We start from the raw sequence: 15466 nt of genomic DNA on the forward strand, positions 1-15466 counted from the left end.
GATGAACATATTTCACTTAAAAATAGAGTTAAAGGAAAGCTTATGAAAGTGATCGAGGGTGGCTTCCCAGCGCCAAATGCAAAAATTGCTATCGTTATTTCTCGTTTCAACAGTTTTATTAACGAAAGCCTACTATCTGGTGCGATCGATACACTAAAGCGTCACGGACAAGTAAGCGATGACAACATTACGGTTGTTCGTTGTCCAGGTGCCGTAGAACTACCTCTAGTAGCTCAACGTGTTGCTAAAACCGGCAAATTTGACGCTATTGTATCTTTAGGGTCAGTTATTCGCGGTGGAACGCCTCACTTTGACTATGTTTGTAGTGAAATGAATAAAGGTCTGGCACAAGTGTCTATGGAATTTAGCATTCCAGTAGCGTTTGGTGTTTTGACTGTTGATACTATCGATCAAGCGATTGAACGCGCAGGAACCAAGGCTGGTAATAAAGGTGCAGAGGCTGCACTAAGCGCACTTGAAATGATTAATGTACTATCTGAAATTGATTCCTAATGGGGGCCAGTGTGAAACCAGCCGCACGTCGTAATGCACGTCAATTCGCTCTACAAGCGATCTACTCATGGCAAATTACTAAAGAGAATGTTGCCAAGATTGAAGAACAGTTTTTGTCTGGTGACAAATACGATGAAGAAGAACTTCATGCATCAGAACCGGCTCTAGCAGCTCCAGAAACTGACGTAGAGTACTTTCGTGAACTACTAAGCGGTGTTGTACTTAGCCACACTGAATTAGACAGCAAGATTCGTCCATACGTATCACGTCCGATGCAGGATCTGGATATGATGGAACTTGCTCTTCTTCGCCTTGCTATGTACGAAATGACTCGTCGCGAAGATGTTCCTTACAAAGTAGTGATCAACGAAGCGATAGAGCTTGCAAAAGTTTTCGCAGCAGAAGACAGTCACAAATTTGTGAATGGCGTGCTAGATAAAGCAGCGCCTCACGTTCGTAAGAAATAACGATTTCTTCAATAAAAAGGTCAGCACTTGCTGACCTTTTTTGTGTCAAAAGCTTTTACATTAAAAGCTGTTTATATCAAAAGATAGATGAATTATGCCTGGTGAATTTAACCTGATCGACAAGTACTTTGTTGGCCGTCAAAGCCAACGAAAAGATGTTTTCCTTGCGGCAGGGGATGATTGTGCACTGGTCAAAGCACCAGCAAATGTCCAGATTGCGATTAGCACTGATACCTTGGTTGCAGGCACACATTTTCTTCCCGATGCTAACCCAGCCTGGGTTGCTCATAAGGCGTTAGCATCGAACATCAGTGATTTGGCTGCGATGGGGGCGACACCTGCATGGGTGAGTTTCGCGTTAACCATGCCGAAAGCTGATGAGGAGTGGTTAGCACCTTTCTGTGATGCTTTTTTCGAATTGGCTGATTATTTTGGTATTCAGCTCATCGGCGGGGATACGACGAAAGGCCCTCTGAGTTTAACCCTGACAGTACAAGGCTTTGTTCCGGAAGGGAAAGCCTTAATGCGCTCAGGGGCAAAAGTCGGCGATTGGGTCTATGTGACAGGTAATCTGGGCGATGCTAAAGCAGGACTGGATGTCATCTTAGACGAATCACTACGCAGTCGCGTTGGCGCAGATGGTCTGGAAAGAGCCCACTACTTAAGTACTCCCCGTGTATTAGCTGGGCAGGCGTTAGTTGGTTTGGCGTCTTCTGCCATTGATATCTCAGACGGTTTGATCTCTGACATCAAGCATATCTTGAAGCGCTCACAAGTTGGAGTGAGCATCGATGTGTCCCAATTGCCAATATCTTCAGAGCTGGTACAGTTTTTAGATGATAAGGTCAGCGCACAGCAGTATGCTTTAACCAGTGGTGAAGAATATGAGCTGTGTTTTACCATACCAGAGCAAAACCATGGCTCCTTACAAAGTGCTTTATCTCATATCGGGTGTAAAGTGACATGCATTGGTCAGATTAGACCAAATGGTACGTTTGAGCTTCACGATAACAATCAATCTCTCGATTGGGACTTAAGCGGTTTCGACCACTTTAAGTAACTAAGAAAGACATCAAACTCGCAATATAGGTTTAAGGATATGACCAATCCTCTTTCTCTGATTTCATTAAAGAACCCATGGCATTTGCTAGCGACAGGGTTTGGCAGTGGTTTGTCACCAATTGTTCCGGGAACGATGGGGACGTTAGCCTCAGTACCCTTTTTCCTGCTTTTGGCCCAGCTACCTTTTCCAGCATATGTTGTCGTGGTTCTTATCTCATGCGTGGTTGGCGTGAAGATCTGTCAGGTGACCTCTGATGATATGGGCGTTCATGACCATGGTTCGATCGTGTGGGATGAGTTTGCCGGTTTTTGGATTACGATGAGCATTGTGCCTGCGTTGAATATCCCATTAAGCGAATGGAAATGGCTGCTAGCTGGGTTCATCTTGTTCCGCTTCTTCGATATGGTTAAGCCTTGGCCAATCGGCTGGTTGGATAAGCGAGTTCACGGTGGATTAGGCATCATGATTGATGACATTGTGGCTGGCATCATGGCGGGAATCGCACTGTTTTTAGTCGCTCACTATGCAGGCTGGATGAACTAGTAAGCTTTAAACTCAGCAAAATAAAAAGGGATGCGATAGCGCATCCCTTTTTGTATCAGCAGGTTAACTTCTGCGAAGTTACTTCGCCAAGTATTCATTGATGGATTTTTCAATCCCTTTTGCATCCAGGCCAAGTTCTTCGTGCAGTTCTTCTTGAGTACCTTGGTGAATGAATTTATCAGGCAAACCAAGGTTCAGTACTGGTTTGATGATTTTTTCTTTCATCATGAATTCAAGTACGCCCGCACCCGCACCGCCAGCGATGGCGTTCTCTTCAAGAGTGACAAGGACATCGTGCTCTTCGGCTAATTGACGAATCAAAGCTTCATCCAGCGGTTTAACAAAGCGCATATCAGCAACTGTCGCGTTCAACTTGTCCGCAGCTTCTAGTGCGTTCGCCAGGAAGGTACCGAAGCTAAGGATAGCGACTTTTTCACCTTTACGTATGATTCGGCCTTTACCAATTTCCAGCGCAGTAAACTCGCTTTCAATTTCGGTGCCCATGCCGTTGCCACGAGGGTAACGAACCGCACTTGGGCCGGTATGCTTGTGACCGGTGTAAAGCATTTGACGGCATTCATTTTCGTCGCTTGGAGCCATGATCACCATATTCGGAATACAGCGCATAAAGCTCAAGTCAAACGCACCTTGGTGGGTTTGGCCGTCAGCACCTACCAGACCCGCTCGGTCGATAGCGAACATCACGGGTAAATCCATAATAGCGATATCATGGATCAGCTGATCGTAGCCGCGCTGTAGGAAAGTCGAGTAGATAGCGACAATCGGGTTGTTACCAGCGATGGCCATGCCCGTTGCGAGCGTCACAGCGTGCTGCTCTGCGATTGCCACATCAAAGTATTGCTCTGGGTACTCTTTCGAGAAACGAACCATACCTGAGCCTTCACGCATCGCAGGCGTAATTGCCATCAGCTTAGGATCTTGTGCGGCCATATCACACAGGAAGTCACCAAAGATTTTTGAGAACGTCGGTTTACCGCCGCTGCTTTTTGGCAGGCAATCGTGTGACGGGTCAAACTTAGGTACGCCGTGATAGCCAATCGGATCTTTTTCTGCTGGCTCATAACCTTTGCCTTTCTTGGTCATGATGTGCAAGAACTGAGGTCCTTTAAGTTCACGCATATTCTTCAGAGTCTGAACCAGTTCATTGACATCGTGCCCGTCAATAGGACCAATGTAATTAAAGCCGAACTCTTCGAACAGTGTACCCGGCACGACCATGCCTTTAAGGTGTTCTTCAGTGCGGCGAACCAACTCTTTGATCGGTGGTACGCCAGAAAGTACTTTTTTGCCACCTTCTCGAATAGACGTGTACAGACTACCAGACAGCAATTTTGCTAAGTGGTTGTTCAGTGCACCAACGTTTTCTGAAATCGACATTTCATTGTCGTTCAGAATGACCAGCATATCCGAATGAACATCACCAGCATGGTTCATTGCTTCAAAAGCCATACCAGCGGTAATCGCACCGTCACCAATCACGCTGATGACCTTACGTCCTTTACCTTCTTTCTGTGCGCTGATAGCCATGCCAAGTCCAGCACTGATAGAAGTAGAAGAGTGACCCACTGACAGTGTGTCGTACTCACTTTCGGAGCGCCAAGGGAATGGGTGCAATCCACCTTTTTGACGGATCGTCGGCATTTTATCACGGCGTCCAGTCAGGATTTTATGTGGGTAAGCCTGATGGCCAACATCCCAAATCAACTGATCTACTGGAGTGTTATAAACATAATGCAGGGCAACGGTGAGCTCCACTGTGCCTAAGCCAGACGCTAAGTGTCCGCTTGATTGGCTCACTGAATTTAGCAGATACGTTCGAAGTTCATCACACAAAGTTGGTAATGTTTCTTTAGGAAGAAGACGCAATTCTTCCGGTGTATTTGCTAACGCCAGTGTTGGGTACTTTGAAATATCAAGAGTCATATAAATGCGCGCTTATAGTGTTAATTTTTGCGCTCGATGACATATCGGGCGAACTCTTCAAGTAACTGAGTATTGTATGGGATAGCTTCCAATGCCTGAAGTGCTTCCTGTAACAGAGAGTGAGCTTTCTCGATTGCTCCCTCTAAACCCAGCAGGGAAGGGTAAGTACTCTTATTTAGTTCTTGATCAGAACCTTGAGGCTTACCCAATGTTTCTGTGTCACTGATGATATCAAGAATATCGTCTTGAACCTGAAACGCCAAACCAATTGCTTTCGAATAGCGCTCTAAGTGAGGTAAAACTTCGATACCTTTCTCACCAGCAGCCAGCGCGCCTAATTTGACAGCGCAGTCAATCAGGGCTCCGGTTTTTTTTCGATGTATCTCTTCCATTTCTTCAAGAGATATTTGACGATTCTCTGCACCTAAATCCAGCGCTTGTCCAACACACATACCATTAGCTCCAGACGCGTGAGCCAAGGCTTTTATCATATTGATACGCTGTTTTTCTGCCTCTGGATTTAAAGCGCCATCAGCGAGAATGGTGAAAGCCAGGGTTTGCAGTGAATCACCAGTGAGGATTGCTGTCGCTTCATCAAATTTGATGTGGCAAGTTGGCTGACCGCGACGCAGCTCATCATCATCCATAGCTGGAAGATCATCATGAATAAGCGAGTAAGCGTGAATACATTCAATCGCAGCAGCTGGCGTGTCTAGCTCTTCAGGTTCACAACCAAGCATTTGACCTGTGATGTATACAAGAAAGGGGCGAACGCGTTTTCCACCTAACAAAAGGCCATATTTCATTGCCTGAATCAACGGCTGCTCTTGATATGGGAGCTGTTCGAGCCACAAATTCAATTGCTGATTGTTTCTTTGTTGAAAAGACGTCAATGTCTGTTGCATCACATTGCTCACTACTGATTATTATTCTGATTCTGGGGTGAAGTCACTGAGTGGTGCTTCATCATCTTCACTGAGAAGAATACTTACGCGTTGTTCGGCGTCACTTAGCTTTGCTTGACCAGCACGAGCCAGGACGATGCCTCGCTCAAATTTACGTAAGGCATCATCTAGGGCAAGATCGCCATTTTCTAATTGATCAACCAAGCTATCAAGCTCTTCAATGGTTGCTTCGAAGGTCATGTTTTCTGGTTTCTTAACCGCCATCTCTTCTCTGCCTTAATTAAGCCTCTAATAGGATGCACGAAAGTTACCTTAGCCTAGTAACTTGGTCAAATTTAACCTTACATAATTGTCACAAAATTGGCTCTAAATGTGTATTGGCAATGAATGCACCCATTTTACTAAAGGTTGCTGGTATTAATTTGTGATCTACTAGCTAAGATTTTTCTAAAAATTCTCTGCGGGTTGTCGATACAGTGAGTAATTCGCCTGAACAGGCAATCGTTACATAGAGCGAGAGGAGTGCTTCGTGGATTTAGCAACCCTAATAGGTTTGATTGGTGGTATTGCATTCGTCGTGATGGCGATGGTGCTCGGTGGCAGCATCGGTATGTTCGTCGATGTCACATCGATCCTTATCGTTGTCGGCGGCTCAACGTTTGTCGTGCTTATGAAGTTCACAATGGGGCAATTCTTTGGTGCGACAAAAATCGCGGGCAAAGCGTTTATGTTTAAAGCGGACGAGCCGGAAGACTTGATCGCGAAAGTTGTAGAAATGGCGGATGCCGCGCGTAAAGGCGGCTTTCTTGCGTTAGAAGAGATGGATATTAATAACAGCTTCATGCAAAAAGGCATCGACCTTTTGGTGGATGGGCATGATGCAGATGTGGTTCGTGCGGCGCTGCAAAAAGACATTGCTCTGACTGGTGAGCGACATACACAAGGGACTGGGGTTTTCCGTGCTTTTGGAGATGTTGCTCCTGCGATGGGTATGATTGGTACCTTGGTTGGCTTGGTAGCGATGCTTTCTAATATGGATGACCCAAAATCCATCGGTCCGGCAATGGCGGTGGCACTTTTGACCACGCTTTATGGTGCGATTCTGTCTAACATGGTGTTTTTCCCGATTGCCGATAAGCTATCTTTACGTCGTGATCAGGAAACACTAAACCGTCGTCTGATCATGGACGGAGTTCTTGCGATTCAGGACGGTCAAAATCCGAGAGTTATCGACAGCTATCTGAAGAACTATCTCAATGAAGGTAAGCGTGCCCTCGAGATCGATGAGTAGTTAGGAGAGTTGTGATGGATGATGATAACAAATGCGACTGTCCGCCACCTGGTCTCCCATTGTGGATGGGTACTTTTGCTGACTTGATGTCATTGTTGATGTGTTTCTTTGTTCTGCTGCTCTCGTTTTCAGAGATGGATGTGCTCAAATTTAAACAGATCGCAGGCTCAATGAAATTCGCGTTTGGTGTACAAAACCAGCTTGAAGTAAAAGATATTCCGAAAGGAACCAGCATCATCGCACAGGAGTTCAGACCGGGTCGCCCGGAGCCGACGCCGATTGATGTGATTATGCAGCAGACTATGGACATCACTCAGCAGACACTGGAGTTTCATGAAGGTGAATCCGATCGTGCTGGTGGTACCAAGCGAGACCAAGGCAAATTGACCGGTGGTCAGTCACCGGAGACATCGACTCGCACTAATCAGGCAACTGAATCTGACATGCAACAGCAGCAATCTCAAGAGATGTCACAAGAGATGGACACCTTGATGGAGAGCATCAAGAAAGCGCTGGAGCGGGAAATTGAGCAAGGTGCAATTGAAGTTGAAAACTTAGGCCAGCAGATTGTCATTCGTATGCGTGAGAAAGGCGCATTTCCGGAAGGGTCCGCATTTTTGCAGCCTAAATTCCGCCCACTAGTACGGCAGATTGCAGAGCTTGTGAAAGATGTGCCGGGCATTATACGTGTGTCGGGACATACCGATAACCAAGTGCTGGACTCAGAACTGTATCGCTCAAACTGGGATCTCTCTTCTCAGCGCGCGGTATCAGTCGCGCAAGAGATGGAGAAGGTAAGAGGGTTTTCTCATCAGCGTTTGCGAGTGCGGGGAATGGCCGATACTGAGCCGTTGGTTCCAAATGATTCTGATGAGAACCGAGCGCTTAACCGCCGTGTCGAAATCAGCATTATGCAGGGTGAGCCACTCTACAGTGACGAAGTGCCTGTGATTCAATAACGAGCATCATGAGCGATAAAAAGTGATCGAGAGCTCGCTTTTTTTGTCTTTCTAATCGGCTTGGGTGTATAATCTTGCGCCTTTGAAGTGAGCTCAGACAATCTTTTGTGACCAGGACGCGGTTTTACTGCGTATGAAGCATTGAGGTTGAGTATCACTCTTTGTTGATTGCGAAACTAACCTGCGAATTAGACTATGAAATTTATTGTAAAGCCCCATCCAGAAATTTTTGTAAAAAGTGAATCGGTGCGTAAGCGCTTCACAAAGATTTTAGAGTGTAACATTCGTAACATCGTTAAGAGCCGTACGGAATCCGTTGCGGTATTTAACCGTCGTGATCACATTGAAGTGACCTCTGAGAGCGACAAATATTACGCTGAAGTGTTAGAAATCCTGACGCATACTCCTGGTATCCACCACGTGCTTGAAGTGAAGCAGTCTGGGTTTAAAGATTTGCACGACATCTATGAGCAAGTTCTGGAACTAAACGGTCCACTGATTGAAAACAAAACCTTTGTGGTACGTGCCAAGCGTCGAGGTAAGCATGACTTTACTTCAATCGAGCTTGAACGTTATGTAGGCGGTGGTCTGAACCAGGCAGTAGAAAGCGCAAGTGTGAAACTGCAAAACCCGGATGTGACGGTAAAAGTCGAAGTTTCGGATGACAAGCTAAACCAGATCCTGGCGCGTCACAAAGGTCTGGGCGGTTTCCCTCTGGGTACCCAAGAAGATCTGCTTAGCCTGATCTCTGGTGGTTTTGACTCTGGCGTATCAAGCTACTTACACATTAAACGTGGCTCAAAAGTACATTACTGTTTCTTTAATCTAGGTGGTCCTGCACACGAAATCGGAGTTAAACAGGTTTCTTACTACCTATGGAATAAATACGGTTCTTCGGCAAAAGTACGCTTTATCTCGGTAGATTTTGAGCCTGTAGTGGCAGAAATCCTTGAGAAAGTGGATGACGGCCAAATGGGCGTAATCCTGAAACGTATGTTTATGCGTGCAGCAGGTATGATCGCTGAAAAGTTCAAGATTGAAGCTTTGGTTACTGGTGAGGCTCTGGGTCAGGTTTCCAGCCAGACGCTAACTAACCTTCGCCATATCGATAATGTGACAGATACACTTATCCTGCGTCCACTGATTAACTGGGACAAAGAAGATATCATCAATCTGGCTCGTGAGATCGGTACGGAAGACTTTGCTAAAACCATGCCTGAGTACTGTGGTGTTATTTCTAAGAAGCCAACAGTAAAAGCAGTGAAAGCGAAGCTAGAAGCAGAAGAAGAGAAGTTCGATTTCGGCATTCTGGAAAATGTCGTGAGAGAAGCTCGCGTCATGGATATTCGAGATATCGCGAAAGAATCTGAGAAAGCGGCACCTGAAGTTGAGCAAGTTCAAGCCGTAGAAGAGCACGCAATTGTTCTTGATATCCGCAGCCCTGAAGAGGAAGACGATAAGCCGCTAGAAATTGATGGTGTTGATGTAAAACATATTCCTTTCTACAAGCTTGGCACTCAGTTTGGTGACTTAGACCAATCTAAGACTTACCTACTGTACTGTGACCGTGGTGTAATGAGCCGCCTACAAGCACTTTACCTGCAAGAGCAAGGCTTTAACAACGTGAAAGTTTACCGCCCTTAATCATCTGGTGAATGAACAATACAGAAGCGCAAACTGAGCGATCAGTTTGCGCTTTTTTTATGTCTCGATTCGCCGACATTTGTTCAAATTGGCTGGCTATATTGGAGAGTCTCGCAGACTTTTGGGCTTGCGTTGATATAACGATAGTTAATCCGAAATGCGGCAGAGCAGTGAGAGCGATTCCATAAATAAATCTGACTTGATTCTATGGAGGATTGATATGGATATATTTCTCTGGAGCCAGTACTGTTTGAAATCAGAGTGATATTTTTGTTGAGAAATGTTGGTTTTGTGTTGTTGTGTGTTAAAAGGTTTTGAGGTGGAATTGTAGTGAATATCACTATAATTAAATAATAGGGTGGTGTGTTGTTTTGCTAAGGTTATTTTCGATAGATAAAAAAACACCGCCTAAAAAAGGCGGTGTAAGAAATTTGACAGACAGGTCAAAAATAAATACAGGAAGTATTTGTTTTGCCTCAGGGATTGTAGACAAAACATCACGGTAGAAATCTACCTAACTCGAAAAACGAGTTTGCAAACACAACATCGCAACAACAAAGCCAATTGATTTCTAAGGAAATCAAGCCGTTCAGGCTCGTGTTGCGGGGTGAAATATAGAATTTATCTGGCTGTTCGACAACGGACATTTTATAATGTTTCAGATAAAAAAAACTAATCCCATTTGAGGTCCCCTATGTCTCGCAGATTGCCTCCTTTAAATTCTCTTCGAGTCTTTGAAGCTGCAGCACGCCACCTTAGTTTTACTCGCGCAGCAGAAGAACTGTTTGTTACTCAAGCCGCAGTCAGTCACCAGATCAAAGCGCTGGAAGAGTTTTTATCGCTTAAGTTGTTCCGTCGTCGAAACCGTTCTTTGTTATTGACCGAAGAAGGGCAAAGTTATTTTTTAGACATTAAAGACATCTTTACTTCAATCGCGGAAGCGACCGATAAGGTACTGGAACGTAGTGAAAAAGGCGCACTTACCATCAGCTTACCGCCAAGCTTTGCGATACAGTGGCTAGTACCTCGTCTGGCGGACTTTAATGCCCAAGAGCCAGATATTGATGTGCGAATTAAAGCAGTGGATATGGAAGAGGGCTCACTGACTGACGACGTGGATGTCGCTATCTATTATGGTCGTGGCAATTGGCCGGGTTTGCGCGCAGACAAATTATATCAAGAGTTTTTAATCCCACTTTGCTCCCCTTCGCTACTGTTAGGGAGCAAGCCGCTGGAGTCCCTAAACGACCTCAGATTACACACTTTGTTACATGATACATCTCGTAAAGACTGGAAGCAGTTTACTCGTCACTACAACATCGAAGGCATCAATGTGAACCATGGTCCGATATTCAGTCATTCGACGATGGTTCTGCAGGCGGCAGTGCACGGGCAAGGTGTAGCATTAGGTAATAACGTCTTAGCTCAGCCAGAAATGGAAGCAGGACGCCTTATCGCGCCATTTGATGAGGTATTGATCTCTAAAAATGCTTTCTATGTAGTGTGTCATGAGCAGCAAGCAGATATGGGACGCATCGCAACATTCAGAGACTGGATGCTAGCAACGGCAAGAAAAGAACAAGAGGAAGTATTAGATGAGCCAGTGGATAGTTGACGGGCCTGAGAACGGTCCACTGTTTATTTTTGCACACGGTGCAGGGGCAGGCATGGAGCATGACTTCATGTCTGCCGTCGCTAAAGGATTAGTTGAGAACGGGATTCGAGTCGTGCGTTTTAATTTTCCTTATATGGTTAAGCGTGCAGAAGATGGCAAGAAGCGTCCGCCAGATCGTGCGCCTAAATTGCTTGAAGCCTATAGCGAAGTGATCACTCACTTCACTGATAAACCGGTTGTTATTGGTGGTAAATCCATGGGTGGTCGTATGTCGAGTTTGTTAGCCAATAACGAGCTGGTGTCGGGAATTGCCTGTTTAGGTTTTCCATTTCATCCACCGGGTAAGCCGGAAAAATACAAAGGTGAGCATCTGGCGACGCTTGAAAAACCGACGCTGATTCTTCAGGGTGAAAGAGATACCTTCGGTAAGCGAGAAGAGTTTGAGCTCTTTACCTTATCGGATCAGGTTACGGTGACTTTTATTCCAGATGGCGACCATAGTTTTAAACCGCGCAAGAGCTCTGGTTACACGGAAGCGGAAAACATTGCGCTGGCTGTTGAACACTTAGCTGGCTTTATTAAGGATATTAATAGTGAAAAGTAAGTGGTTACTCTCATTTACCGGATTGTCTGGTCTGGTTTCTGTGGCGCTGGGAGCATTTGCTGCTCATGGTTTAAAAGCGAAGTTAGCGCCTTATCTTCTTGATGTATTTGAGACTGGTGTGTTGTACCAGTTCATCCATACTTTGGCTGTCGCATTTTGTGCCATTCTACTGGTGATGAATTTGGGACAAAAAGCACAAAAGTATTTTTTCATCGCTGCGATTTGCTTTATCATCGGCATCTTTTGTTTTAGCGGCAGTCTATACGCGCTGGCGCTGACGGGCATTAAGTGGTTTGGACCAATCACTCCGATGGGAGGGTTAATGTTCATGATCGGTTGGTGTCTGTTCTTTTTTGCTGCGTTTAATATCAAAGAGGTCTCCAAGTGAAACAACTAATGCTCTATTGCCGTTCAGGCTTTGAGAAAGAGTGTGCTGGTGAAATTCAGGACAAAGCGACACAGTTGGAAGTGTATGGCTTCCCTCGTGTGAAGAAAAACTCAGGTTACGTTGTCTTCGAGTGTTACCAGGATGGAGACGCAGACAAACTTGTACAAGGTCTGGACTTCAGTTCGTTGATTTTTGCGCGCCAAATGTTTGCCGTCGCAGCGGAGCTTGAGTCACTACCAAGTGAAGACCGAATTAGCCCAATCCTTGCTGAATTGTCTGAGGTGGAAGATTTTCCTCGTTGTGGCGATCTGCGTATTGAAACGCCAGATACAAATGAAGCAAAAGAGTTACTGAAATTCTGCCGTAAATTTACGGTGCCAATGCGTCAGGCTCTGCGTGGCAAAGGCCTGATGTGGGATAAAGACAATGCGAAGAAGCCAGTACTGCATATCTGTTTTGTCGCGCCGGGTCATTGTTACGTGGGTTACTCGTTCCCGGGTAACAACTCGCAGTTCTTCATGGGGATCCCTCGTCTGAAGTTCCCGGCAGATGCACCAAGCCGTTCAACACTGAAACTTGAAGAAGCGTTTCACGTATTCATTCCACGTGAAGAGTGGGACGAGCGTCTTGCACCTGGCATGTGGGGTGTCGATCTGGGTGCGTGTCCGGGCGGCTGGACTTACCAATTGGTGAAGCGTTCGATGTTTGTTCACTGTGTTGATAATGGCATGATGGCGGACAGTCTGATGGAAACTGGCCAGATCAAGCACCATATGGTGGATGGCTTCAAGTTTGAACCAGACCGTAAGAACGTAACCTGGATTGTGTGTGATATGGTCGAGAAACCAGCGCGCGTTGCGCACCTGATGGGACAGTGGCTACTTAAAGGTTGGGCGAAAGAGGCTATCTTTAACTTAAAACTGCCGATGAAAGGTCGTTACGACGAGGTTTTGCAAGATCTTGAGAACTTAAAAACGTTCCTGATTGAGAACAAAGTAAAGTTTAAGCTGCAAGCGAAGCACCTTTACCACGACCGTGAAGAGATCACGATTCACATTCAGTGCCTGTCAAACATCTCTCCGCACTAATCGTGTCACGAATTTGAAAAAGCTCCTCTTATCAGGAGCTTTTTTATTGGCTTTCACTTTGGCGAGTACGCTCAGTTAATCGTCTTTGTTGGGACCAGTAAAGCGAATGTCTTGTAGATTGAAACCAAGCTCAATATCGCATTTTAGGGCGGCGACTTGCTTACATAAACGAGCTGATTCGATATGTTCGTCCAGCTTTTTACGATACTTTGGTGCTAGTTCATCGCTGGCGTAAGCGGCTTCAATATCTTCAAATTGGGTTAGGATCTCTTTCGCCGCTTTAGGACCAATGCCCGGTATACCCGGTACCTGGCTGGAGCTGATGCCAGCCAGTCCCCAGTAATCCGCAAGCTGACTCGGCTTAACCCCAAACTCTTGTTCAATAAAGGGTTCATCCAGCCAGCGATGCTGGAAGTAGTCACGAATTTGCAACGTCGGTGAGAGCAGTTGGCAGTACCCTTTATCGGTAGAAACGATGGTCACCTTTTCACCGTGACCGGCGACTTTGGTTGCCAGCGTTGCGACCAAATCATCTGCTTCATCACCTTCAGACAGTAATGAATCAATACCTTGTTGCCACCAAGCTTGCTGAATAGCATCGAGACCTTGCATCAAAGGCTCTGGCATAGGTTTTCGATTCTGTTTGTAGTCGGGAAGTATCTGCGCTCTCCAACCTCGGTCTTGTTCATGATGATCAAATACCGCAATGATATGGGTAGGTTTAGCTTCTGAAAGGATGCGAGTCAGAGTTCTTTGTGTGGTGGAGATGGTTCTTGCTATGTCGCTAGGGTCGGGTTGAGCGGAGTGCACTCGACGGATCAGGTTTAGGGCATCAATAATAACAAGATGAATAGACATAATGACTTAGCAATAAAAAAGGGGCGTAATGCCCCTAGTGTAACGAATGCTAGCCTGACTATCGACCTACAATTTCCGGATGAGCGATTCGGTAACAAGGTTCATACGCGGAACCATCAGGTAATTTCATACGATGCTGGTCAACAAAATCTTGCAGCACTTTGTCGAGTTTTCTCATCAATACAGGATCCCCATGGATGGTAAATGGACCTCTGCATTCGATTTCGCGAATGCCCTCGGCCTTAACGTTACCTGCAACGATACCAGAGAATGCCTGACGTAAGTTTGCTGCCAACACTTGGGGCTCCTGACCGAAGTGCAGATCCAGTTGTTCCATCGCATCATGGTTTGGTGTAAATGGTAGCTGGAATTGAGGGTCGATTTTTAATGACCAGTTAAAACTGTATGCATCGCCTTTTTCTTTGCGATGTGCACGAACATCATCCATCGAACGTTTCATTATCCGGGCAACTTCTGCAGGGTTATCAATCACGATCTGATAATGTTTTTGACCCTCTTCGCCGAGTGTATCGCGAATAAATTCGTCGATAGATTGGAAATATTCCTCACTCTCTTTAGGACCCGTCAATACGATCGGCATCGGCTGATCCGCATTTTCAGGGTGCATCATAATCCCCAGAACATAAAGCAGTTCCTCGGCGGTACCCGGACCACCCGGGAATATCACAATGCCATGTGCCATACGGACAAATGCTTCCAGACGTTTTTCTATGTCTGGCATAATCACCAATTCATTCACGATTGGGTTTGGCGGCTCAGCAGCGATGATTGATGGCTCCGTTAGGCCAAGGTAACGTTGCTCAGTATAACGCTGTTTTGCATGGCCGATTGCCGCTCCTTTCATCGGTCCTTCCATTGCTCCGGGACCGCAACCGGTGCAAATGTTGAGTTCACGCAAGCCGAGTTCGTTTCCGACTTCACGGGTGTATTGATACTCTGCCGCATTGATAGAGTGACCACCCCAGCAAACCACCAGATTGGGAGCAATACCCGGAGTTAGGGCACCTGCATTACGTAAGATGCCAAAAACCAGGTTGGTAATATGAGTAGGATTAGTCAGATTAAGACGCTGGCTATCGGCCAGATGCATGTTCACATACACGATATCGCGTAGCACTGAAAATAGGTGTTCTTGTATCCCTTTAATGATTTCTCCGTCGACAAAGGCATGTTCTGGCGGATCGGTCAGTTCTAATTTGATGCCACGCTCACGGCGAAGCACTTCCACATCGAACGATTGGTAGCGGTCTAACAGTTCTTTCGAGTTATCAGTGTGACTGCCTGAGTTCAATACCGCTAACGTACAGTTACGATAAAGCTGGTAAAGGTCGCTCGCAGCGGTTTTCTTTAAACGCTCAACTTCCAGTTGGGATAGCAATTCCATGCTACCTGCGGGGCTTATATGGGTAATCATAACGCCTCCTTGTTGTGGTTATTATGAGGGAAAGTACTACATCACCTTTTGGTTTATACGTGTTGTTTGAGGTAGGTGACTGGTAGGTTGGATAATAGAAGCTTAGCAGACTACAAAAGGATAAATGTGATAACTCATTGAAAATTGGT

At 45.8% G+C, this 15466-nt stretch carries 16 protein-coding genes; 11 read left to right on the plus strand and 5 right to left on the minus strand.

Annotated elements, in window-relative coordinates:
- Window positions 1-42: 42 nt before the first annotated feature.
- The 4 genes from ribH to pgpA all read left to right on the plus strand — a co-directional run bounded on the left by ribH (window position 43) and on the right by pgpA (window position 2586).
- Window positions 43-513: a 6,7-dimethyl-8-ribityllumazine synthase gene (gene ribH, locus WJM94_RS09750; protein ID WP_319536350.1), complete on the plus strand. Its 471-nt coding sequence runs from the start codon at window positions 43-45 to the stop codon at window positions 511-513.
- Entirely contained in the window at window positions 513-980 is a 468-nt protein-coding gene (gene nusB, locus WJM94_RS09755) for a transcription antitermination factor NusB (RefSeq protein ID WP_182010430.1), read from the plus strand. Before ribH ends, nusB begins: the two co-directional genes overlap by 1 nt.
- A 94-nt stretch (window positions 981-1074) precedes the next feature.
- Window positions 1075-2040, plus strand: coding sequence for a thiamine-phosphate kinase (gene thiL, locus WJM94_RS09760; RefSeq protein ID WP_444494053.1), 966 nt, complete (start codon window positions 1075-1077; stop codon window positions 2038-2040).
- A gap of 39 nt (window positions 2041-2079) precedes the next feature.
- Entirely contained in the window at window positions 2080-2586 is a 507-nt protein-coding gene (pgpA, locus tag WJM94_RS09765; RefSeq protein ID WP_444494054.1) for a phosphatidylglycerophosphatase A, read from the plus strand.
- Between the two features lie 78 nt (window positions 2587-2664).
- On the opposite strand, the gene dxs is transcribed toward pgpA, so the two are convergent.
- Genes dxs through xseB form a run of 3 tightly spaced genes read right to left on the minus strand, consistent with a single transcriptional unit; the run spans window position 2665 to window position 5699 of the window.
- Entirely contained in the window at window positions 2665-4530 is a 1866-nt protein-coding gene (gene dxs, locus WJM94_RS09770) for a 1-deoxy-D-xylulose-5-phosphate synthase (protein WP_444494055.1), read from the minus strand.
- 20 nt (window positions 4531-4550) lie between these two features.
- Window positions 4551-5435: a (2E,6E)-farnesyl diphosphate synthase gene (gene ispA / locus WJM94_RS09775; RefSeq protein ID WP_444494056.1), complete on the minus strand. Its 885-nt coding sequence runs from the start codon at window positions 5433-5435 to the stop codon at window positions 4551-4553.
- A 21-nt stretch (window positions 5436-5456) separates the two neighbouring features.
- Complete coding sequence (gene xseB / locus WJM94_RS09780; protein ID WP_444494057.1) at window positions 5457-5699, minus strand: exodeoxyribonuclease VII small subunit; 243 nt, start codon at window positions 5697-5699, stop codon at window positions 5457-5459.
- A gap of 265 nt (window positions 5700-5964) precedes the next feature.
- On the opposite strand from xseB, the gene pomA reads away from it, so the two are divergent.
- The 7 genes from pomA to rlmM all read left to right on the plus strand — a co-directional run bounded on the left by pomA (window position 5965) and on the right by rlmM (window position 13024).
- Entirely contained in the window at window positions 5965-6726 is a 762-nt protein-coding gene (gene pomA / locus WJM94_RS09785) for a flagellar motor protein PomA (RefSeq protein WP_444494058.1), read from the plus strand.
- 14 nt (window positions 6727-6740) lie between these two features.
- Window positions 6741-7685: a flagellar motor protein MotB gene (locus tag WJM94_RS09790; protein ID WP_444494059.1), complete on the plus strand. Its 945-nt coding sequence runs from the start codon at window positions 6741-6743 to the stop codon at window positions 7683-7685.
- Between the two features lie 195 nt (window positions 7686-7880).
- Window positions 7881-9329 (plus strand): tRNA uracil 4-sulfurtransferase ThiI, encoded by a 1449-nt coding sequence (thiI, locus tag WJM94_RS09795; protein ID WP_444494060.1) that lies wholly within the window; start codon window positions 7881-7883, stop codon window positions 9327-9329.
- Window positions 9330-10023: 694 nt separating this feature from the next.
- Window positions 10024-10944 (plus strand): transcriptional regulator GcvA, encoded by a 921-nt coding sequence (locus WJM94_RS09800; protein WP_444494061.1) that lies wholly within the window; start codon window positions 10024-10026, stop codon window positions 10942-10944.
- Window positions 10925-11548 (plus strand): alpha/beta family hydrolase, encoded by a 624-nt coding sequence (locus WJM94_RS09805; protein ID WP_444494062.1) that lies wholly within the window; start codon window positions 10925-10927, stop codon window positions 11546-11548. The genes WJM94_RS09800 and WJM94_RS09805 overlap by 20 nt, the downstream gene beginning before the upstream one ends.
- On the plus strand, window positions 11538-11936 hold the full coding sequence (locus WJM94_RS09810; protein ID WP_444494063.1) for a DUF423 domain-containing protein: 399 nt from the start codon (window positions 11538-11540) through the stop codon (window positions 11934-11936). Before WJM94_RS09805 ends, WJM94_RS09810 begins: the two co-directional genes overlap by 11 nt.
- Window positions 11933-13024, plus strand: a complete 1092-nt coding sequence (rlmM, locus tag WJM94_RS09815) for a 23S rRNA (cytidine(2498)-2'-O)-methyltransferase RlmM (protein WP_444494064.1) — start codon at window positions 11933-11935, stop codon at window positions 13022-13024. Before WJM94_RS09810 ends, rlmM begins: the two co-directional genes overlap by 4 nt.
- A gap of 75 nt (window positions 13025-13099) precedes the next feature.
- Here rlmM and xni read toward each other — a convergent pair whose 3' ends face one another.
- Window positions 13100-13882, minus strand: a complete 783-nt coding sequence (gene xni / locus WJM94_RS09820) for a flap endonuclease Xni (protein ID WP_444494065.1) — start codon at window positions 13880-13882, stop codon at window positions 13100-13102.
- Window positions 13883-13940: 58 nt separating this feature from the next.
- A complete protein-coding gene (ppnN, locus tag WJM94_RS09825; protein WP_444494066.1) occupies window positions 13941-15317 on the minus strand; it encodes a nucleotide 5'-monophosphate nucleosidase PpnN in 1377 nt (458 codons plus the stop codon).
- Window positions 15318-15466 lie beyond the last annotated feature (149 nt).

The organism is Vibrio sp. YIC-376 (genome assembly GCF_052353105.1).
Taxonomy (GTDB): Bacteria; Pseudomonadota; Gammaproteobacteria; order Enterobacterales; family Vibrionaceae; genus Vibrio.

Bases quoted from the DNA above. Each gene is read 5' to 3' on its own strand.
- ribH (WP_319536350.1), top strand. From the start codon at position 43: ATGAAAGTGATCGAGGGTGGCTTCCCAGCGCCAAATGCAAAAATTGCT.
- nusB (WP_182010430.1), top strand. From the start codon at position 513: ATGGGGGCCAGTGTGAAACCAGCCGCACGTCGTAATGCACGTCAATTC.
- thiL (WP_444494053.1), top strand. From the start codon at position 1,075: ATGCCTGGTGAATTTAACCTGATCGACAAGTACTTTGTTGGCCGTCAA.
- pgpA (WP_444494054.1), top strand. From the start codon at position 2,080: ATGACCAATCCTCTTTCTCTGATTTCATTAAAGAACCCATGGCATTTG.
- dxs (WP_444494055.1), bottom strand. From the start codon at position 4,530: ATGACTCTTGATATTTCAAAGTACCCAACACTGGCGTTAGCAAATACA.
- ispA (WP_444494056.1), bottom strand. From the start codon at position 5,435: ATGCAACAGACATTGACGTCTTTTCAACAAAGAAACAATCAGCAATTG.
- xseB (WP_444494057.1), bottom strand. From the start codon at position 5,699: ATGGCGGTTAAGAAACCAGAAAACATGACCTTCGAAGCAACCATTGAA.
- WJM94_RS09790 (WP_444494059.1), top strand. From the start codon at position 6,741: ATGGATGATGATAACAAATGCGACTGTCCGCCACCTGGTCTCCCATTG.
- thiI (WP_444494060.1), top strand. From the start codon at position 7,881: ATGAAATTTATTGTAAAGCCCCATCCAGAAATTTTTGTAAAAAGTGAA.
- WJM94_RS09800 (WP_444494061.1), top strand. From the start codon at position 10,024: ATGTCTCGCAGATTGCCTCCTTTAAATTCTCTTCGAGTCTTTGAAGCT.
- WJM94_RS09805 (WP_444494062.1), top strand. From the start codon at position 10,925: ATGAGCCAGTGGATAGTTGACGGGCCTGAGAACGGTCCACTGTTTATT.
- xni (WP_444494065.1), bottom strand. From the start codon at position 13,882: ATGTCTATTCATCTTGTTATTATTGATGCCCTAAACCTGATCCGTCGA.
- ppnN (WP_444494066.1), bottom strand. From the start codon at position 15,317: ATGATTACCCATATAAGCCCCGCAGGTAGCATGGAATTGCTATCCCAA.